17 protein-coding genes and 1 other RNA gene are annotated in these 19822 nt (G+C 47.9%); 8 read left to right on the top strand and 10 right to left on the bottom strand.

Going from position 1 to position 19822, the window contains the following annotated elements:
• Nucleotides 1–7: 7 nt before the first annotated feature.
• Genes N836_RS68575 through galE form a run of 3 tightly spaced genes read right to left on the bottom strand, consistent with a single transcriptional unit; the run spans nucleotide 8 to nucleotide 4989 of the window.
• Nucleotides 8–2713: a glycosyltransferase family 2 protein gene (locus tag N836_RS68575; RefSeq protein WP_023076299.1), complete on the bottom strand. Its 2706-nt coding sequence runs from the start codon at nucleotides 2711–2713 to the stop codon at nucleotides 8–10.
• Between the two features lie 45 nt (nucleotides 2714–2758).
• Nucleotides 2759–3910: a glycosyltransferase family 2 protein gene (locus N836_RS0139555; protein WP_023076298.1), complete on the bottom strand. Its 1152-nt coding sequence runs from the start codon at nucleotides 3908–3910 to the stop codon at nucleotides 2759–2761.
• A gap of 5 nt (nucleotides 3911–3915) precedes the next feature.
• A complete protein-coding gene (galE, locus tag N836_RS68570) occupies nucleotides 3916–4989 on the bottom strand; it encodes a UDP-glucose 4-epimerase GalE (protein WP_023076297.1) in 1074 nt (357 codons plus the stop codon).
• A gap of 781 nt (nucleotides 4990–5770) precedes the next feature.
• On the opposite strand from galE, the gene N836_RS68565 reads away from it, so the two are divergent.
• On the top strand, nucleotides 5771–7510 hold the full coding sequence (locus N836_RS68565) for an LIC_10190 family membrane protein (protein ID WP_023076296.1): 1740 nt from the start codon (nucleotides 5771–5773) through the stop codon (nucleotides 7508–7510).
• Nucleotides 7511–7535: 25 nt separating this feature from the next.
• Here the strand turns inward: N836_RS68565 and N836_RS68560 are convergent, their stop codons facing one another.
• A complete protein-coding gene (locus N836_RS68560) occupies nucleotides 7536–8309 on the bottom strand; it encodes a ZIP family metal transporter (protein ID WP_023076295.1) in 774 nt (257 codons plus the stop codon).
• 343 nt (nucleotides 8310–8652) lie between these two features.
• Between N836_RS68560 and N836_RS68555 the strand changes: the two genes are divergently transcribed.
• From N836_RS68555 to N836_RS68545, 4 genes are all read left to right on the top strand, one after another.
• Nucleotides 8653–8940, top strand: a complete 288-nt coding sequence (locus N836_RS68555) for an STAS domain-containing protein (RefSeq protein ID WP_023076294.1) — start codon at nucleotides 8653–8655, stop codon at nucleotides 8938–8940.
• Nucleotides 8941–9073: 133 nt separating this feature from the next.
• Nucleotides 9074–9469: RNase P RNA component class A (rnpB, locus tag N836_RS73940), an RNA gene on the top strand.
• Nucleotides 9470–9488: 19 nt separating this feature from the next.
• On the top strand, nucleotides 9489–10268 hold the full coding sequence (gene rnc / locus N836_RS68550) for a ribonuclease III (RefSeq protein ID WP_235071180.1): 780 nt from the start codon (nucleotides 9489–9491) through the stop codon (nucleotides 10266–10268).
• Between the two features lie 50 nt (nucleotides 10269–10318).
• Complete coding sequence (locus N836_RS68545) at nucleotides 10319–11359, top strand: Gfo/Idh/MocA family protein (protein ID WP_023076292.1); 1041 nt, start codon at nucleotides 10319–10321, stop codon at nucleotides 11357–11359.
• Nucleotides 11360–11372: 13 nt separating this feature from the next.
• Here N836_RS68545 and N836_RS68540 read toward each other — a convergent pair whose 3' ends face one another.
• Complete coding sequence (locus tag N836_RS68540; RefSeq protein WP_023076291.1) at nucleotides 11373–13382, bottom strand: sensor histidine kinase; 2010 nt, start codon at nucleotides 13380–13382, stop codon at nucleotides 11373–11375.
• Nucleotides 13383–13883: 501 nt separating this feature from the next.
• Between N836_RS68540 and N836_RS68535 the strand changes: the two genes are divergently transcribed.
• The 3 genes from N836_RS68535 (at nucleotide 13884) to N836_RS68525 (ending at nucleotide 16551) form a co-directional block, all read left to right on the top strand.
• Nucleotides 13884–14633, top strand: coding sequence for a RibD family protein (locus N836_RS68535; protein WP_023076290.1), 750 nt, complete (start codon nucleotides 13884–13886; stop codon nucleotides 14631–14633).
• A 215-nt stretch (nucleotides 14634–14848) separates the two neighbouring features.
• Complete coding sequence (locus tag N836_RS68530) at nucleotides 14849–16054, top strand: GNAT family N-acetyltransferase (RefSeq protein ID WP_023076289.1); 1206 nt, start codon at nucleotides 14849–14851, stop codon at nucleotides 16052–16054.
• An 89-nt stretch (nucleotides 16055–16143) separates the two neighbouring features.
• Entirely contained in the window at nucleotides 16144–16551 is a 408-nt protein-coding gene (locus N836_RS68525) for a DUF4346 domain-containing protein (RefSeq protein WP_023076288.1), read from the top strand.
• 4 nt (nucleotides 16552–16555) lie between these two features.
• Here N836_RS68525 and N836_RS68520 read toward each other — a convergent pair whose 3' ends face one another.
• The 5 genes from N836_RS68520 to N836_RS68505 form a co-directional block, all read right to left on the bottom strand.
• On the bottom strand, nucleotides 16556–17545 hold the full coding sequence (locus tag N836_RS68520) for a glycosyltransferase family 2 protein (RefSeq protein ID WP_031294327.1): 990 nt from the start codon (nucleotides 17543–17545) through the stop codon (nucleotides 16556–16558).
• A gap of 33 nt (nucleotides 17546–17578) precedes the next feature.
• Nucleotides 17579–17743: a hypothetical protein gene (locus N836_RS76790; RefSeq protein ID WP_161635049.1), complete on the bottom strand. Its 165-nt coding sequence runs from the start codon at nucleotides 17741–17743 to the stop codon at nucleotides 17579–17581.
• An 18-nt stretch (nucleotides 17744–17761) separates the two neighbouring features.
• Nucleotides 17762–18490, bottom strand: a complete 729-nt coding sequence (locus tag N836_RS68515) for an NYN domain-containing protein (RefSeq protein WP_023076286.1) — start codon at nucleotides 18488–18490, stop codon at nucleotides 17762–17764.
• Nucleotides 18491–18621: 131 nt separating this feature from the next.
• Complete coding sequence (locus N836_RS68510) at nucleotides 18622–18891, bottom strand: YciI family protein (RefSeq protein ID WP_023076285.1); 270 nt, start codon at nucleotides 18889–18891, stop codon at nucleotides 18622–18624.
• Between the two features lie 63 nt (nucleotides 18892–18954).
• Nucleotides 18955–19617 (bottom strand): cofactor assembly of complex C subunit B, encoded by a 663-nt coding sequence (locus N836_RS68505; RefSeq protein ID WP_023076284.1) that lies wholly within the window; start codon nucleotides 19615–19617, stop codon nucleotides 18955–18957.
• Between the last annotated feature and the right edge of the window lie 205 nt (nucleotides 19618–19822).

Here is a 19822-nt window from a genome sequence, read left to right as displayed (position 1 = left end):
AGCTGGCTCACTCTTGATTAAGACTGGTCACTAAGGCTTTCTGAGACACCAAGTCACTTAAAGGTTTTTCAGCAGTGAGATGATCTAGCTCTCCTGGTTCTCTACTTGTTAGAGATAACGGTTGGGTTGTTCCTATTCTCTTAGTGCGCCAATGGGATAGCACTAATCCCAAGGGTGCCATCAGATTGCCGCGTATTTCCAATAAAATAAACGAAATTGGGTATGTGCTTAGTCCTCTCATGCGGTAGTAGATACGTGATAGATGCGCCAGTGGCAACCCCACAAAAAGTCTAGCCAAGACTCTCAAATCCTTGTCTTTTATCAGAGTGGTTAAATGATAAGCAACATGACCTTTACTGTAGTGAAAGATTTGTCGCTTGAGGGCTTGCATAGTGCGACGATGTCTGTGCCAGACGTAGGCATCTGGAGTGTAGACCAGGGTGTAACCCGCTTTGAGAGATTTATAAAAAACATAGGTGTCTTCACCACAGCCTCCAGCAGGGGTACCAGGCCCTAATGCTTCATACATCAGGCCAATCTTAGGATCGGCAAATATCGATTTTTTAAAGGCAGCATTGGCGGTTGCCCCCAGGTTCCAGGTGGGCACTGTCCGCAATGGATTCTCTTCAAACCAATCTCCACCAACCTCATAGGCAGTGAAGCCTCGCCCTAAACCACCATAGCTTTCAAAAAGATGTTGGGCCTGGGTTTCTAGCTCAACAGGCAAGACATTACCTGTGACTACAGCAACATCAGGGCGAGAAAACGGAGCCACCAGAGTTTCTAGCCAGGTAGGTGGCATGGTGACATCATCATCAGTGGCAATAACGATATCGCCCTTACTAGCAGATATACCGGCATTACGGGCATAGGCAAGACCCTGGCGTATCTGATTGACTAGTTTAACTGTTGGAAATTCCGCCACTACCGGAGGAGTTAACTCTGATTTTGGATTGTTATCAACAACAATGATTTCTATCTCCCGCTTCGACTTTTGGCTCACCAAACTCTCTAAACATTTGCGAAGATCGTCGGGTCGATCATAGGTCGCTAAAACAACAGATACAGACACATCCACGGGCAAGGTCAATTGCTGCGCCTTGCGCCCGTGGCTGGATGTGATTTTTGCTTTCATAGTTGATAGCAAGTTGGTCCACACTTCTTCGGAATTGAATTGATAGACCAGTTCGAGGATCTTAAGTCCGAAGGCAGCTGTTAACACCTCTGTTAATCGACTAACGCTAATCGGTTGATAGCTGTTGGCAATATAGATATTCCCTAGAGACTGACCTTGCCAAGTGGCAAAAATCTGAACGTCACTGTAGGTGACAACATCCGTGAGCGGCTCTAAGGGTTGACTGAGGTCAATATTACGAATAGCAGTCCCTACTTTTCGAGGCTGGTTGTCAGGTGTCGTTGCTCGTTTACGGGAGGCTAAAAATTGTGGTTCAGCCGGAAAGTCTTTAGCAATTTTTTGAGCATTTTTGTGGGCTTGCCAATAACGTCCCAAACTTTGGAAACAGCCGAGAAACTCGGCAATGATTAGATCTTTAGGAAATCGGAATGGATGGAGATAGGAAAACAGCAATCGACGCAGATTCCACCACCATAGCCACCATATACTCAATTTATAAAAGCTTCCTTTTTCATCAGGGTAATAGCTTGAAGCACGGCTAAAATAGGAAAATAAACCAATGCCATTATTAGCAATCTGAGACCTTAATTTAGCGTAGTCACGTCGATGACGATGTCTCACCATGGCATCAGGTTCGTAGACAAGGGTGTGACCTTCTTTCAAGACACGAAAGAACATTTCCAGATCCCCGCCACCATTGGTGACGGTACCCACATCTAAAGCAGGATCAAAATAGCCAATCTCTTCAAACACCGAACGACGATAGGCCATGTTGGCTCCTGTACCAAATTGCCCTGCCCCCAACCACTGATAGGGGAGCCGTTGATTTGTAGGACGATACCACTTGCGCTCAAATCCACGACCAAAGCCGCCATAGGTTTCGAATAGAACCTGGGACTCTGTTTCCAGTTCGTAGGGAACAACCAGTCCGGTCACTGCCATCACATCATCATTGTCGGCAAAGACCCTGGCCAGGGACTTAACCCAGTACTGATCAACAACCACATCATCATCTGTATAGGCAATGATGTCGCCTTTAGCTTCAAAAATTGCTCGATTTCTGGCCCAGTCTAGTCCAGGTCTGGGCTCACAAACATAACGAAACTGTGGAAACTCTTGTTCTAATAGCTGACGAGTGTCGTCATTGGTCGGTGCATTGTCGACGACGAGGACTTCAAAATGGGGATAGTCAACAGCGGCCAATCCTTGTAGACATAACGCTAAGTCTGCAGCCCGATCTCGAGTGCATACGGCTACAGTGACAAACGGATATGCTTGAGCAACAAGGTCTGTCCTATCATCAAATAAATTGTGAAAATTAAAGGTATTTTCTTTATCACCTGCAGCTAAACGGTTACGTAAAAAAGTTTCAATAAAGCCCCAACTATGTTGCTCCATAACCGCATAAGTAATAGCCTCTGCCGCTACAGAGTCGTTGGTAATGGGCAGCTGAATATATCCTAAGATTCTTTCCCTAACGCGTACTAGACCTTTAAAGGCGATATATCCCTCTAGATTTTCAACATTCTGAATGGGCTGGCTCAGATCAATATCAGCAATTTTAATAGGATAGAGCATATCGTAATCGGTCCTGGATAATTAGCTATTTTGAATATCTGTTGGCTATTTGATACTGGCGGGTAACCCTATGGATGCAGAGTTTACGGTCTTTGGTTTGCGACTTCGCTGGGGATAGTGAGACATCAGGGTGTGGAATGTGTTACCGACAAGGAGTTTGAATTGAATGCGAGAGGCTGAGGGTTGAGTGACAGAAGATTGCATCTGTTTGAGCAGCTGATCTGGAGACGTCAACAGAGATCGGATTGTTTTCAATAGATTACTTATACGGTCAGGGCTCAAGGCGATCAGGCTTTTGAGCATTAGCAGATAAAAACCATATCGCCATGGCACTGTGAGCAGATCACGTTTTAGGGCAGTTAAAAGCCATTGCAAAGTATCGTGAGGTCTATTGTTGAGAGAGCTTTGCCTCGCTAAATACATGTAAAAGCTGCTGCTAGATAGTCGATAGAAAAAATTAGGAGCCTCTCCGCCTCTTGAGCGGGCTTTTTCTAACATGTAGCTATGGGATTGAGCCATTTTGAGAGTATTTTTTGAGGACATACTCTCGGGTGTTCTACGATATCCGACAAGGAATTGGGGTGCTACACAAAATTCATACTGCTCAGCAATGCGTAAATATAGATCCCAGTCTTCACAGCCCTGAATTTGTTTTTGATTAAAGCTGCAATCATAATCACCAACAGTATCAAAACACTCACGTCGAATCAGGCTGGCACTGGCATTACCTAAAAAGTTATGGCAGAGGAGCGTCCTGGCAACAGAACCTGTTATTTGAGCAGCTCGAAAATTGCGGAGCAGCTGATCATCGTGATCGATATCTACCGTCCAGGCATAGCAAAGTCCCAAAGAACTATTGCCTTGCTGCAGACAGTCTAACTGTTGGGCAATGTTTTCGGGATACCAAATATCATCAGCATCTAAGGGGGCAATAAAGGTGCCCTGAGCATGGTGTATGCCAGTATTACGTGCGGCGGCCACACCGGCATTCTCCTGCTGTAGTAAGATAATGCGTTCGTCCTGACGAGCCAGGGTTTGGACAATGTCGGCAGTGCGATCGCAAGACCCATCATCCACCACAATAATCTCTAGATGGCCATAGGTCTGATTGAGCACGGAAACCAATGTGCGCTCAATAAATTGTTCCGCGTTATACGCCGGAATCACAACCGAGACCAAAGGATTGTCGTGGCTCATGAGCGTTACCTCCCCACCAAAACCTGGCTTGAAGGGCAGCGCTGTCCGCCAGTCATCTCCGTAGCCACTGGCGGACAGATCACCCCATGACGTTTTTGATGCCACACCCAGGCATGGCTCAAAATTTCTTTAAGGTCAGAAAACTGAGGTCGCCATCCTAACAGGGTCTTAGCTTTTTCATGGCTACCCACCAGAACCGGCGGATCACCGGGGCGACGCTCAGCTTCAATCACATGAATAGGCTTTTCAGTCACCTGCTTGGCAGTCTCAATTACCTGTCTAACCGAAAACCCATTGCCGTTGCCCAGATTAAAGGCTTCGCTTTGGCCACCTTGTAATAAATGTTTTATGCCTAGAATGTGCGCCTGGGCTAAATCCATCACATGAATATAGTCTCGTATACAGGTACCATCAGCGGTTGGATAGTCTGTACCAAAAATAGAAATAGACTCTCGAGAGCCCAGAGCTGTTTGCAGCACTAACGGTATCAAATGAGTCTCAGGGGTATGGTCCTCCCCCAGTTGACCATCGGGGTCAGCACCAGCCGCATTAAAGTATCGAAAACACACAGACTTCAGATCATAGGCATGATCAAAATCTGCCAGAATACGCTCAACCATGAGCTTGCTAGCCCCATAAGGATTAATGGGCTGCTGGGGCAACGTTTCAGTAATCGGCACGGTGCTGGGCACGCCATAGGTGGCACAGGTGGATGAGAAAACCAGGTTCTTTACATCAGCGTCAACCATGGCTTCCAACAGGTTGACGGTGCCTGTCACATTATTGCGATAGTACTTTACTGGATCTTTGATCGATTCACCCACATAGGCATAGGCCGCAAAATGCATCACCGCCGCAATATCGTGGATGGCAAATATACGATCTAATAAGGCGCGATCGCATATATCACCAACAACTAAGTCTGCTTGGAGCACATTTTCAACAACATCGCGATGCCCGTAGACAAGGTTATCTAGAACAAGGACACCATATCCCTGTCGCTGCAATGTCTTCACCACATGAGAGCCAATATAACCTGCACCACCTGTCACTAAAATGGTTGGTTGAGAAACTGCCATAGCAAACCAGTAAGAAGGTTATTAATACGAAGGATAAGACCATCGGCAGAAATGCCAATAGCCTTTGCTAGCTAGACTTGCCACACACAATGTAGGGCAAACAACATTTTCACCCTCTTTGATTCCTAAAGAGTCGATGGCAAATGCCTCTTATCCTCTTTCTCTAAAAGCCCCTATGTCTTAATATGAGCCCCTGCACCTAGGACTAACTACTTAAGCTAATAACTGTTTTCAGGGAAATACGCCCTATCATTCTTAATGCAACTTATCACACGTGTAATTCCTAACTCCTATGAACTCTAAAAGCTTTATGCAAGCTTTTAACTATCGATTCCATAAACAATTTTTCATAGGAATGATGAGTTCATGAAAATTCTTGAAGCAGCTTAGGAGTGATGAGATAAAAATATCTGCAGCTTACAAGAACTTCAGATATTTAAGGCTAGCAAGATAGTTTTAATAAGCCATTTAAATCTTGGAACCTTTAGAGGAGGTATTAAAGATGACATTTAGGCTCCCGCACTTCAATAATTCCCCCGTTACTCCATCACTCATCCACCCCTCTACAGCCTCAGCCAACGATATATGGGATGGTTACAAATCATGGGGAAACAATTTATAGCAATTCTAGTCTTTTTAATACATTATTAAAAGTCATAAAAATACTAATACCTACCAGAGAAAAATTATTGAGGCTAAAAAATATTATTTAAACGGGAGAGCCAGGATTCATACGTAAAAAACAACTTCTTGATACCTGATATCCAGACTCAAAAAATAAATGCTTTATTTTCTATTGTCTTGGGGACTATTGCTCAGTACTAGCTTTGTTACTGGCATAGGTATTCTTACCCTTTTTCCCATAGACAACTTTAGTCGTTCAGGAGATCGTTTTTTTATATCGGCTTGGCTTGGGCTCGTTGTACTTGCCAATATATTTCTTGCGATCGCACTGGTTATCCCCCTATCACCCCTAATTGGGTTGCTAGTATTGGGGCTGATCACCGGCCTAGCCTTAAGGTTATCCCCCGTCAGGACAAACGCAGTCAATATCCTATTACAAGTATCAGATCGATGGCTGTTGATTGGTGCTCTCATCGCCATGGGCACAGCCAGTCTCACCTCAAAACAAGTATCCTGGTTTGATACGGGTCTATACCATTTTGGAGCAATTCGCTGGATCGCCGATTATGGCGCTGTACCCGGTATAGCTTTATTAAATAACGGCTTTGCATTTGTCTCCTCCTGGTTTGCCTTAGCAGCACCGTTTAACCCTGGTTTTCTAGGAGACCGTAGCAGTGCCATCCTCAATGGATATTTGTTCTTTCTAGTTTTATTACAGGGAAGTGTAGCAGCGCACTATATTCTGGCTAAAAGAGCTGTCAAGTCAGATTGGTTTATTGTTATCTACTGTACTCTGACTCTACCTTTGTTTGTTTTCACACCATTCCTATCAGCAATTTTGATTTCTCCCTCCCCCGATTTGCCCGTGATTTTAATTACGGGCATAGTGGCCTGGGCCACTTTCAGTCTCTCGCAACAGCAACAAAACTGCCATACTCAAGCGACAGCCATGCTCCAGACAAAATGCTCAAACTGGTGCTGCACAGATGCCATGATCCCTTTAGTCTTAGGCCTCGGTGCAGTTACCTTTAAGCTCAACGGTCTGCCAATTGTGGCCATAGCTGCCCTATACTACATTGCTCACAACTGGGATAAACCAACCCAACTCGCATTAGGGGCTGGAGTTAGTCTGATATTGTTATCCCCCCTGTTACTGTTTGGGATAGTCACCTCTGGCTGTCCGTTATATCCTTCTTCCTGGATGTGTGCTGCCGCTCCTTGGGCCTTGTCATCACAACAAGCGGCCCATGCCCTGGCACGAATTAACGGTTGGCAGGACTGGTTTGGCTCACCGCCAAGCGATGCCAACGTCTGGCTATGGACCTTGAGTCAATGGCTACAGATCTCTCATCTCAACAAGGTCATGTTGATTTTGGTGATCATTGCCATTCCCAGTACGATCTGGATACTGAAGAAAACAAATATTCGGCAAAACGCCGCCGAACTTTGGATCATTGCCCTCAGCCTTTTAGGTATGGGGTTTATATTTAGTCAGGCCCCACTGATTCGCTTTGGGTTGGGTTATTTTGTGCTGTTGCCAACGTTAATTCTCGCAACTGTTTGCACCCATGGCAATCTGTCAAACAGCCTCGTATGCCAACTAGTAGCACCCATTAACCAACTGCCCAAGGCTTTGATGTTTGGCGCTCTATTTATTATTAGCCTAACAGTCATCAATTTCAGCGGCATCCAATTAAGCCAACAGCTAGTCATGCCACCGCAGCTACCGACGGTTAAGGTGAATCTGATGCAGGTGAACAATATTCAGTATTTTTTGCCAGAAAACTCGAATAAGTGTTGGGGGTCGCCATTGCCCTGTGCGCCTCAACAACTCAATAGTGACGTCTGGCTACGCAATCCTGAAACAGGCCTTAGGGGTGGATTTAGACGCCGATAGATGAACCAACGCTACCGCTAATTTTCTATCCCAAAAGCTGTTCTACCACCCCCATCATTACCAGTCCTGTTGCCATACCCACACCACTATTTAAAGTTTTTAGGTTAAGCCTGGGCAACAACTCATGGCTAACGACAAACAACATAGCTCCCGCCGCTGAGGCCATCGCTATAGGAGCGATCGCAGCACCCAGATCGACTAAAGTCACCCCCAGCCAACCACCCAACGGTTCTAACCAGCCAGATAGTGTCGCCAGAAGTAGGGCAAACCCAGGGCCGTAGCCAAGCTGCCGCAGTGCCAGAGCCACCATCAACCCCTCTGGCAAATTTTGTAATGCCACACCGATAGCGATGCCAGGATCATGGGTGAATTCAGTCCCCAACCCAACCGCCAACCCTTCTGGAAAATGATGGAGGGCAATAGCTAAGACAAAAAGCCATACATGGCCAGACTGTTGATCCAATTCAGGCTCTGGCAACACGCTGGCCAACCCATAAAATAGGGCTGCACCAGCGACAATAGCCATTGCGATCGCACCATCTCCCAACCACCTGTTTACACCAGCCGCCTGGTTCACCAGCCGCCAGGCTGGAAGCAACAACGAAAACGTCGCCGCAGCTAACATTACCCCGCTACCAACACTCAACAACAGAGTTTGCCAGCGTTCACCGAGCCGCGAGGTAAACAGAACCGGCAGCGCCCCCAAGCCGGTGCCAAAACTGGCTAACGCACTCGACGCCACTCCATCGCTCATCACATCGGACGCTACATCAGACCAGGATTGAGACAGCTGTTCCATAACGAACCTCCCGCTTGAATCCCCATACTAACCCAAACTCATTATGAGTACGAGTGAGATGAATCACAGTTAGATGCATGACTAAGGACGGAGGGATGAAGCAGATCGGATGTCTCAAGTAGTCACGATTCAGGGCTCTACAGTGTTCTGAGTCGCCTTTTATTGGCTATACAGGTATTTTTTACAGGAAATATCCGTATTTTTTCAGTAAATACCGATCCTAAAAGAATTGCAAAAGCTCTGTTAAAAGCATGTAAATCCTTGATTTTATCCGTAAAACAACCCACGTATCCCAACGCTATTTTGCTTACCGTAGTAATGTACTGAGTGATATTTGCTACCCATGAATGCAAGTCCAGCCACAGCATACGCGGTCATTCGTCTGCCCAGTCGCGTAGACATGATGATTTCCCCTTTTTTCCGGCAAGATTTAAAGCAGAAAATTCGGCCAGGGGTCACGCTAATTATCGACATGGCAAAAACGAAATTTATTGACCCGGCGACAGCATCCATCTTTTGGGAAGGTATCATTCAGTCTCACCAGACAGGTGCAAAAATTGTCGCTAAAGGCATGAATGCGCAGGTTCAGATGGTACTGGAACGCTCGGGGCTTTTGGAACATTTACGATAGATTCCAAAGCACCTCTCCAGACCATAGCCATGATTGTGGATTGTACTGAGATAAGGCTGCCCGATGGCAGCCTTTTTTGTGCTGTGGGCTTATGTAAGTTTCTTGTGGCCCCGCGATATTATAGTTAGTCGGAAAGAGTTGGTGCTGCGGTTGCAGATTAGGTTTGCTCTAATCTGAGGAAAGTCCGGGCTCCTGAAAGGTCAGGCTTGCTGGGTAACGCCCAGTGCGGGTGACCGTGAGGATAGTGCCACAGAAACATACCGCCGATGGGTCGGGGTAGGCCTTGTGCTTACCCACACCACAGGTAAGGGTGCAAAGGTGCGGTAAGAGCGCACCAGCAGCATCGAGAGGTGCTGGCTCGGTAAACCCCGGCTAGGAGCAAGGTCGCAGGGGCTATGGTTGACCTTTTTCCAGCCCCGCTTTTGGTGTACCGCTAGAGGCAACTGGTAACAGTTGTCCCAGATAGATAACCGCCCGTTGATGGTGACATCATCGAGAACAGAACCCGGCTTACGGCTGACTCTTTCCATTTTTTTAGGGAGCACTGCGTGGTGAGTAGCGAACGGGGTATGGACACTAGGGAACGGGTGATGGAAAGCGATCCCCGACGCAGACAAACACTCGAACAGTTGATCGCAAAGCTAGGCATAGTGGACAGCACATGCGTACGCTGGGACTTGCTGCATCAGGCACTGATAGATATTTCTAGTTCAGCTGATCATAATAATGAGGTCTTAGAGTTTCTAGGGGATGCGGCCTTACGTCTAGCTGCAGCAGAGTTTTTACAAGAAACCTATCCTCAGATGAGCGTTGGAGAAATGGCCGCCGTGCGATCGCAGCTGGTTAGCGACCGAACCCTGGCCACACTGGCCAAAAGCTATAACTTTGGCCGCTATCTACACATATCCTCCAGTGCCGCTGGCGATCGAGCCGGTCACAGTTCGCGCCTGGCCGATGCCTTTGAAGCCGTACTCGGAGCCCTATACAGCAGCACCCATAATCTCAGCTTGATTCGTCCGTGGTTGGATGCCCACTTTGAGCGACTCACTCAAGCGATCAAAAACGATCCAGCCCGCCAAAACTACAAAGCCGCCCTCCAAGAACTAACCCAGGCCCATAGCAAACAATTGCCTGACTATACCGTCAAGGAAATTAGCCAGGGCCACGGCGATCCAGAACGTTTTTATGCTCAGGTGAAGTACCAGGGAAAACTCTGGGGAGAGGGTAAAGGCCCATCGATTAAACAGGCAGAACAACGTGCGGCTCGGCAGGCTTATCAACAATTAGAGCCCCTAATCACCGTGAAACCAGGGGGTGAACCGCGCTGACCAAACCCACACGCTGGGCGGTTAATTTCATTAAAACGGGGTAGGCAGGCATGGCGTCAAAAACAGGCCAAATTCAGCTGGCACTGATAGGTGTGGGGCGTTGGGGCACCCATCTACTACGCAACTTCCTGGCTCATCTCCAAATCCAGGTGCGGGCCGTGGTCGATTCGTCTAGTGAACGGCTGGCAACCATCGCCCAGCAATTTAATCTAGACGATTCGGTAGCATTGTTAACCCACTGGGAAGCTGCTTTAGACATCAAGGGTATTAACGCCGTCGCGATCGCAACGCCCGCCATTACCCACGAGACCATCGTCACGGCGGCTCTCCAACGTCAGCTCCATGTGCTATGTGAAAAACCCCTAACGCTAACGGCAGCCACATCCGCTACGCTCTGCCAGCTGGCCCAACACCAAAATCGACAGCTTTTTATTGACCATACCTATCTCTTTCATCCTGCCGTAGCTGAGGCTAAAAGCAGCCTGGAACGTTTGGGTTCCCCCCGCTATGGCTACGCCGCCCGCACCAATCTGGGACCTGTACGTTATGACGTCGATGCGCTTTGGGATTTGGCCATCCATGATATTGCTATTTTTAACCACTGGCTGGGGGATTTTCCCATCCGTGTCCAGGCCCAGGGACTGACCTGGCTACAGCGCTCGGGCCAAACCGGACCCCTGAATGATGTTGTCTGGTGTCGGCTGCACTACCCCAGCGGTTTTGAAGCCACAGTTCATTTATGCTGGGCCAATCCTCACAAACAGCGACAGCTGACTGTGGTGTGCGATCTCGGCAGCCTTGTCTTTGACGAAATGCGTCCCGAATCTCCCCTCACGCTGCAGCTTGGTCAGCTAGAAACCGATACATTTTCCCCCACCGGGTTAGACACGATATCAGTCGAGGTGCCAGAGCAAGAGCCCCTGGCCACGATGTGTGATCGCTTTGTCCACAGCGTGCTCACCAATCAACCCTCACCACTTTCTTCAGGCATCGTTGGCACGCGCCTGGTCGCTATCTTGGCAGCCCTTACTCAATCCCTAGAGCAAGCAGGTGACTGGGTTTGCCCACAGTACCCGCAAGATTGGGGTTGACCTGCTCGTCAACTTAACCCTCCGCCTGCTGTCCCACCAGGACCTGTGCGGTAGCCCCCGTTGTGTTTTCATCTTGAGGTGCTGCTTCGATCTCTCCCTGATTCGCTAACAGTGGCAAACTCACGGTGACCGCCGTGCCTTGGTTTACACCTTCGCTGTCGAGGCCAATGCTTCCCCCCATCAGCTTCATAAAATTCTTGGAAATCGCCAGCCCCAACCCCGTGCCTTCATAACTGCGCGTGTGAGTGCCATCCACCATAACAAAGGGATGAAATAGCTTCTGTTGATCCTTTGGATCAATGCCAATGCCAGTATCTTGGATGGTTACGCTGACCCGAGGTGCTGGCACCGATTCCGCGTCATCATCGGGAGTATCGACATGATGAACCACGTCGATCTTGGCTGTGATACTGCCGCTGTGGGTAAATTTAATCGCGTTATACACAATATTAAGCAATACCTGCTTCAATTTATCCCCATCCCCCTTGACCCAGATCGGCTCTGACTTAGTGGGGCGATGTAACGTCAATCCTTTTTGCTGAATCTGCAAAGCCTGCATATCCAGCACATCCTGAACAATGGAGCCTAAATCCAAGGTTTCCAGGTCAAGGCTGACAGTGCCTGATTCGATTTTGGCAATATCTAAAATGTCATTAATGATTTTGAGCAAATGAATCGCGGCATTATCAGCCCGTTCCAAAAACTCTAGTTCCTCTTCACGGTCATCACAGCAGCCATCACGGACCAAACGAACACAACCAATGATGGCATTGAGAGGCGTGCGTAGCTCGTGGGACGTATTCGCCAGGAACTCATTTTTGAGCTGGTTAGCCATCTGGGCATTTTCCCAAGCCTGACGTAGCTCTTGGGCTCCCCCTTCCAGACGACGCAGCATCCGCTCTAGGACTTGTCCAAGATAGTCTAGCTCCCAAATACTGCGATTCTTAGGAGCCGCCTTCACCTCAGAGGACAGATCTTGAACCTGCTGAGTGTAATGGATCAAGCGCTCTACAGGCAGTGACAGACTACGAGCCACATAGAGAGCAAGGAGAGCATTAGCCCCTAACAACCCCAACGTCAGCAAGAATAAAATCATGCGAATTTCCCCCAAGGCGTGGAGGGCCTGGTTAATGGGCGTTACTGCCAGCACATTCCAGGTTTGGGTCTGTCCTGTAGAAACGGGCAGCTTGGCACCGCTATAGCCCGCTAACCACTCATCACCGCTTTCTAACAGGCTAAACAAATGTAAGGTATCGGCATTGCCCACCCGAATGCTGCTGATAATGCTGACAAACCGATCGGCCCCATGGAGATCGTCTACCGAAAGCCCCACTAGCTCAGGGTTGGGATGGGTCACCACAATCCCATTAGGGTCAATAATGACGGTTTTACCCACCAGTGAGCGCGGATTTGTATCTTCTAGCTGAGTAAAACCAAGCTGAGCAGACAGGGTATAGCGTAGTTCGCCCTCTGGACTATAGATAGGGGTAGCCACAATCAGATCAAGGAGAGAGGAGTGCATACCCTGCTCATCGTTATTAAACTCTGGTAAAGGCTTTGTCCCTGCCCGATAAGGACTATCCAAATCTACTAAGTAGAAATCAGCTTCCCCTGTCGGTTGTTGCTGCCAGGGAAGCTGTAGCGGCGTTGGCAATAGGGATGTATCACAGGTAGAAGACGCCACCTCACCCGTTTCAGCATCGATCAGCTCCAAACAGCCAACCCGGTGGGAAGCAATATCGGTGTAGCGATTCAGAGCCGCCGCTACAGTCGCAGCATCTCCAGACTTAAGGGACTGGCTATCAGCCAACAACATTAATTCAGACTCGACGGCTCGGACGCTTTCCGTCAATCCAGTGGCCTTGTTGATCGCACTGCTGGTTAAATTTTGTCGGGCGGTTTCTAGCAGACTCGAACGTGCTTTGCGCAAAGTAATCGCCTGACCAATCAGTAATACAGGCGTACTTAGCAATAAGATACGCAGTATTAATAATCGACGAAATGAAAGAGGACGCTTAGCCATAAACCGCTAAATACTTACAAGAATCTAAGAATCGTCGCTGATTTCAATAGGAATCGTAGATAAGACATGGATTCAAAATCGGAGATAACAACGAATCAGAACGCTGACCGCTGAGTCGGCGATAGTTTAACCAAAGCTGCTCGCTACCATGCTAACTTTGTCTATCTCGATGTTATCTCCACTGATAAACCACCCTACGCATTAGATCAGTTTTGACAATGACCGTACCCACGGGCATCGTGTTATTACTGATACCGGTGCTAACACCCACTTAGTTTATCGACTGGTCTTACCTAGCTACCGGCTAGCCATCCAAAAGTTGAAGTAGCACTCACATAGATGAAGCCTTCTCAAAGGTAGCTTAATCGCTTGAAATCGAACATTACCGGGCATCACACATTACTTGTCGCTACGGGCCTAACAGTCGGCCAGTCTGTCACATTCGCTATCTGTCAGCCTCTCACAAATTAGCTCATATCGAGGGTCAGTGTTGCCCAGCCCATGTCTGAAACCATGTCATCACCGGCCCTACAAACCCATTCTAAAACTAGCTGTCGGCCCCATGTCATCATGGTTTTAGCGATGAGTGCCGATGGCAAAATCAGCGATGCCCAGCGCACCGCTGCCAGGTTTCCCTCCACGGTCGATCAGCAGCATCTAGAACAGCAACTTGCGATCGCAGATGCCACTCTATTCGGGGCTAGCACCCTGCGTGCGTATGGGACTACAGCTCTAGTCAAAACCCCGGAGTTGCTAGCACAGCGTCGTCAAAGAGCACAGCCCCCCCAGCCTATTCACATTGTCTGCTCTCGTTCAGGGCAATTGGATGCCAACATCCGTTTTTTTCATCAGCCAGTCTCTCGCTGGTTATTAACAACTGCTGAAGGCGCGGCCAACTGGCCAGCGACAGCTCCATTCGAACGCATCTGGGTCGCACCGACCGCAACCGAGAATCAACAGTTTGATTGGAAACAAATTTTAACCAAGCTGAAAACGCTGGGGATTGATCGTCTGGTGGTCATGGGTGGCGGTCAGCTAGTGGCCAGACTGATGGAGGCTGACCTGATTGATGAACTCTGGCTCACCGTTTGTCCTTTAATCATCGGTGGCAAAAATTCTCCCACCCCCTGTGATGGCGACGGCTTCTCCCTAGACAACGCCCCCAGATTTACGTTGATATCCCAGCAAATCATTGACAATGAGGTGTTCTTAAATTACCGACGACAGCGTTGCAACAGTTTTGAGTCTTGAGTGCGCAATTTTGCATGCAACAGTTGGACCGGTCTGCACTAGACAAAACGGTTGGACCGGTCTGCACCAGACAAACTGAAATACCTCACATTTCAAACCATCAATTTTCAAAACGCCTGTCCCCCATCCACCCTGCCTACTCCCTTTGATCCTGCCTTCCCATTCCCCATCTCCCGCGCTACATTACCGTAGTGGACCAATACGCTATGCCAAGAATGGGGAAAACCACCAATGAGTCACTGGGCGACTACACCCTGCGTTGGGTTAATCGCATGGCAGACCTGCCCGTATCCGACTGGGATAGCATGGCTAAGCCACTGAGAACCCCTTTTCTTGAGTGGTTCTGGCTCAATTCTATGGAAACTTCAGGCAGCACTAAAGCCCAAACCGGCTGGCTACCTAACCACCTGACGGTATGGCATCAGCACAGGTTAGTCGCTGCCGCTCCGCTATATCTCAAGGGTCACAGCCGGGGTGAGTTTGTGTTTGACCATCAGTGGGCTGATTTGGCCGATCAGTTGGGGATTGACTATTATCCCAAGCTGTTAGGCATGTCACCTTTTACCCCAGCCGAGGGCTATCGATTTTTGATCGCGGTCGGGGAAGATGAAACCACCCTGACCAAATTGATGGTGGCGGCTATTGAACAGTTTTGTGTGCAAAATCACATCTCTGGCTGTCATTTTCTCTATGCTGACCCCGCCTGGCGCAGTTCTATGGAGGCTTTGGGTTTTTACAAGTGGCTGCACCATAGCTATATTTGGCAAAATGAAGGCTATCAAACCTTTGATGATTATTTAGCTCGGTTTAATGCTAATCAGCGTCGCAACATTAAACGGGAGCGAAAATCAGTTACTAAGGCCGGGCTGCACTTTGAGGTACATAGCGGTGACGGACTATCAGCGACACTGTGCAATCTGGTGTACGACTTTTACAGCGATACCTGCGATAAGTTTGGCTGGTGGGGCAGCAAATATCTGACACGGAAATTTTTTCAACAGCTGCACCCTGAGTATTGCGATCGCACCGTTGTGTTTGCCGCCTACAGTGACGACAGTAATGACCCCATCGGCATGTCTTTTTGTTTGACCAAAGGTGATTTACTCTATGGCCGCTACTGGGGTGCCTTTGAAGAATACAATCATCTTCACTTCAACGCTTGCTATTACGAACCCATCGACTGGGCGATTGCCAACGGCATTCAGCTATTTGATCCGGGTGCTGGCGGACGCCACAAAAAACGACGCGGTTTCCCGGCTGCTCCCAACTACAGCCTGCATAAGTTCTACCATCCCACCCTGGCCCAGGTGCTCGATAACTATATTGGCCGCATTAACACCGCAGAGCAGCAAGAAATTGACGCCATCAATACCGATCTACCCTTGAAACCACTGGTCGCAGAAGAAACGGGAGCCGGATGAAATCATAGAGGCTGCACGGTAGAATATGGGACTCAGACAAACTGCATCTGTGTCATCCCATTCTGACTTACCGCAACCGCTTCTATCCCATGACTATCAGTCCATCTACGAGTCCATCTGCCGACAGCCTCAAAGCTCTAGACGACAAGCTTTCTAAACGATTTATTGAGCTTGATCCCGACGGCTATTTTTTAATTTACCTGGACCCTGAACAGGGGTTAATCTGCGCCAAGCACTTTACCAATGTCATCAATGATAAGGGTGTCGCCTGCGATCCCGAAACTGGCAAACCACTGTTGGCAAAAAAAAATGCACCTCCCCGGCAAGCAACACGGTTGTATCAGGCACGCACAGCCAAGGAACTCTGCATCCAAATTTTTGAGGATCAAGAAAATCCCTGCCCCATCCGCTATTTAGACCATGCTGCCTATCTTGGTCGAGAATTTGTTCGAGCTGAAATAGCCCTCATCAGTGGTCAACCCTATGTCCAAGACTAGTGGCTTACACTTTTCCACCCACTACTTCTCGGACTCGATAAATAGGCCGTTGTTGCGACTCGTGATAGGTACGCATCATCAGTTCTGCCAGCAGACCCACACTCAGTAGTTGAATGCCTGAAATAAATAACACAATCGCCAGTAGCAACAGAGGGCGGTTGCCAATTTCAGCATTCAAAATAAATTTGATAAACGCCAGATAGATACTCAACCCCAAACCTGCTAACACTGAAATCGCACCAAATGGACCAAATACATGCATCGGTCGAGTCAAAAAAGTCTTCATAAAGTAAATGGTCAGCAGGTCTAGCACGACTCGGAAGGTACGTCCCAACCCATATTTACTTTGACCAAACTGACGCGCATGGTGACGCACTGGCACTTCGCTAATCCGCGCCCCTTCGATATAGGCTAGGGCAGGCAAAAAGCGGTGCAGTTCACCATAGAGATTCATATCTTTCACTACATCCGCACTGTAGGCTTTCAGCGAACAACCATAGTCGTGCAGTCTGACCCCAGTGACTCGGGCAATCAGCCAGTTGGCAATTTTTGAAGGCAGTAATCGGGTAACGGCATTGTCCTGTCTTTCTTTGCGCCAACCACTCACCAGGTCATAGCCTTCGTGTAGCTTGCTGTAGACGGTGGCAATATCTGCTGGTTCGTTTTGCAGATCCCCATCTAAGGTGACAATGACTCGTCCCCTGGCATAGTTAAATCCGGCGGCCATGGCTGGAGTTTGCCCATAGTTTCGTCTTAGCAGGATGACTCTGAGGTCGTGACGCTCCCTGGCCATTTTTTTTAGTAACTTTGCCGACCCGTCAGTTGAGCCATCGTCGACACAAATTAGCTCGTAGGCAACGTCCATTGACTGGGCAACACCAGTAATTTTTTCAACTAGCAGAGGAATACTTTCATACTCATTGTAAATGGGCACAACAACAGATAGATCGCATATGCTACTAATCTGAGTCATGGGTGGAGAGGAAAGCACCATAGTGTCCTTAGTAAACGAGCAGAGTATATGTAATCAAAACATAGCACCCAAAATTATCGTTTTATAGTTTGCGATCGCATCCAACACCCAAAAATCGACGCAAAGTACACTCAATTTTTCCCAATATCCCCGTTGGCTATCGCGATTGGCTAGCTTATCAGTTATGCCCTCAAACAAAGTTGTTGTAACAAAAGACACCAGTCGTAGGTGACGCGGCTACTTCTTTTTTCTAGTCTTTACATAAATAGCCTTATCTTTCCTACGCATCTCAAATAAATCAATAGCTTCAAAAATACTACTCAGTTTGGCATATCCATAATTACGAGATTCAAAAGACGCTTGATTAGCAATATGGGTTCCAATAACAGATAATCTCGACCAGCCGTCCTCATCTTGCGTATTAGCAACAGCTCCCCTTAACAGGTTCATCAGTTTCGTATCTTGTTTAAGCTCCTGGGCTGTTTTTCTCACACTCGCAGATGCTTTAGATGTTTCTGTATCCACCGCTTGATCAATGGTTTCCAGATACAAAAAGATGGAACAAGCAGAAACAAATGGCGACGGCGTTTTTTTCTCACCAAAACCATACACTTTAAGACCACTGGTTAAAATTCTCATGACCAGCGGGGTAAAATCACAGTCACTCGACACTAATGCAAACGCATCTAACTTCTGGGTGTATAACAGGTCCATCGCATCAATGATCAAAGCGGCATCGGTAGCGTTTTTACCCTTTGTATAGTCAAATTGTTGAACAGGTCGAATAGCATAATCGTGTAAACAGTCTTCCCAGCCTTTGAGTTTAGGACTTTTCCAATTACCATAGGCTCTACGAATATTAGCCACACCATACTTAGCGATCTCTGCCAAGATAGCATCAACTTTGGCAACAGGCGCATTGTCTGCGTCAATCAACAACGCAATTTTTGACTCTGCTTGTTTCATATCCGTTTAGCTACATCAACTACTAGCTACGCATATGTGTATACCCATCCACCCAATATCAAGTTCCGGATAATTTGAATTAAACCAGACTTGTAATTAGCTTCATTCCCCTGCAGAGTCCAAATCTGTAACTAAAACACCTGATTCCATTCATAAACTTCGTACTCAGTCCAAATACCATTGACCCAGTACGGATCATTCTCCACTAGCTGCCGAACGGTCGCCTCATCAGCCACTTCATAGGTACCAAAAACTTTACTATTGTCGGTAGTTGGCCCCAAGGACGTCAGCAAACCTTTCTCTTTTTGATCCTGCAAACCAGCTAAATGATCTGCTCGGTAGGGAGTGCGCTTCTCTAACGCATTTTCGCAATAGCTACCCCACATCACAAACTTAGCCATGGATCTTTGCTCCCGTTACCGCTCAAATCATCAACACAATAGCCAGAATACAAGACCATCGCCTCATGTCGTCACTTGATTAGCAGCCAGGGCATCTAAACTTGCCCCTAGCTTATCAGCAACGCCTTCTACCCAGGTTTCATCCTGTTTGGTGTAGCTACGTGGCGCATTAGCTCCCAAGATTAATACCCCCTTATCGCCCATGGGCTGACAAATAATTCCCTGAGTATTCTCAGGTAAATAGTTAAACTCAAGTTTGCCAGGATAAAGCTTTAAACTCACCAGATAGACCGGCTTTTTCTGGGTCAGCACCCGCTTCAAAATGGCCCCAACTTCAACAGCTTTGCTAGGCCCCAAAATACCACGTCGCATCAGCACCTGACCGTCATAGTAAGCCACTAAAGACCGAGTCACCGTATTCGTAAGCAATAGGTGCGACGCCCAAGCCAGCTCAGTGGCCACATCATCAGATAAATCATCAGCCAGCTCAAACCCTTCTTCTCCCTCCAAGATGACAGCCTCTGGAGGCACCGGCTGAATCTGTCGCCAGAGCAAAGTGGTGAGGATCAAAATTGCACTGAGAAATACACCCACAACATCGGCACGTGCTTGGGAGTCAGTCACTACCGGCGTTAGTAATCTATTGAGCAGCAGCAGGATACCGCCTATACTTCCCACGACTAGCGGCAACTGTCGTAGCCACTGGTTTTCGTCCGCCTTAGCCATATCTATATCTCCCTTGCCGTTTAGCTGAGCATTCGACTGCGGCTTTAATGGTAGGCTCCATCGAAACACTCACGCCCAAGCTTATTATCGTCTGTTGTCCGATGAGTGGTGCCCAATAATGATGACTCAAGCGACTAATTCACCAATTAAATCCCCACATTGATCGATTCCTAGTGTATCTTTAGCCAGTAAAACAGCTGACAGT

It is taken from the genome of Leptolyngbya sp. Heron Island J (genome assembly GCF_000482245.1).
In the GTDB taxonomy this organism is placed as follows: domain Bacteria; phylum Cyanobacteriota; class Cyanobacteriia; order Phormidesmidales; family Phormidesmidaceae; genus Leptothoe.
The sequence above is the reverse complement of the archived record's forward strand: the minus strand, read 5'-3'. Positions and strand labels throughout refer to the sequence as shown.

Bases quoted from the DNA above. Each gene is read 5' to 3' on its own strand.
- N836_RS68565 (WP_023076296.1), top strand. From the start codon at position 5,771: ATGCTTTATTTTCTATTGTCTTGGGGACTATTGCTCAGTACTAGCTTT.
- N836_RS68545 (WP_023076292.1), top strand. From the start codon at position 10,319: ATGGCGTCAAAAACAGGCCAAATTCAGCTGGCACTGATAGGTGTGGGG.
- N836_RS68525 (WP_023076288.1), top strand. From the start codon at position 16,144: ATGACTATCAGTCCATCTACGAGTCCATCTGCCGACAGCCTCAAAGCT.
- N836_RS68505 (WP_023076284.1), bottom strand. From the start codon at position 19,617: ATGGCTAAGGCGGACGAAAACCAGTGGCTACGACAGTTGCCGCTAGTC.
- N836_RS68560 (WP_023076295.1), bottom strand. From the start codon at position 8,309: ATGGAACAGCTGTCTCAATCCTGGTCTGATGTAGCGTCCGATGTGATG.
- N836_RS68575 (WP_023076299.1), bottom strand. From the start codon at position 2,713: ATGCTCTATCCTATTAAAATTGCTGATATTGATCTGAGCCAGCCCATT.
- N836_RS68535 (WP_023076290.1), top strand. From the start codon at position 13,884: ATGTCTGAAACCATGTCATCACCGGCCCTACAAACCCATTCTAAAACT.
- N836_RS68515 (WP_023076286.1), bottom strand. From the start codon at position 18,490: ATGAAACAAGCAGAGTCAAAAATTGCGTTGTTGATTGACGCAGACAAT.
- N836_RS68555 (WP_023076294.1), top strand. From the start codon at position 8,653: ATGAATGCAAGTCCAGCCACAGCATACGCGGTCATTCGTCTGCCCAGT.
- N836_RS0139555 (WP_023076298.1), bottom strand. From the start codon at position 3,910: ATGAGCCACGACAATCCTTTGGTCTCGGTTGTGATTCCGGCGTATAAC.
- galE (WP_023076297.1), bottom strand. From the start codon at position 4,989: ATGGCAGTTTCTCAACCAACCATTTTAGTGACAGGTGGTGCAGGTTAT.
- N836_RS68510 (WP_023076285.1), bottom strand. From the start codon at position 18,891: ATGGCTAAGTTTGTGATGTGGGGTAGCTATTGCGAAAATGCGTTAGAG.
- N836_RS68530 (WP_023076289.1), top strand. From the start codon at position 14,849: ATGGGGAAAACCACCAATGAGTCACTGGGCGACTACACCCTGCGTTGG.
- N836_RS68540 (WP_023076291.1), bottom strand. From the start codon at position 13,382: ATGGCTAAGCGTCCTCTTTCATTTCGTCGATTATTAATACTGCGTATC.
- N836_RS68520 (WP_031294327.1), bottom strand. From the start codon at position 17,545: ATGGTGCTTTCCTCTCCACCCATGACTCAGATTAGTAGCATATGCGAT.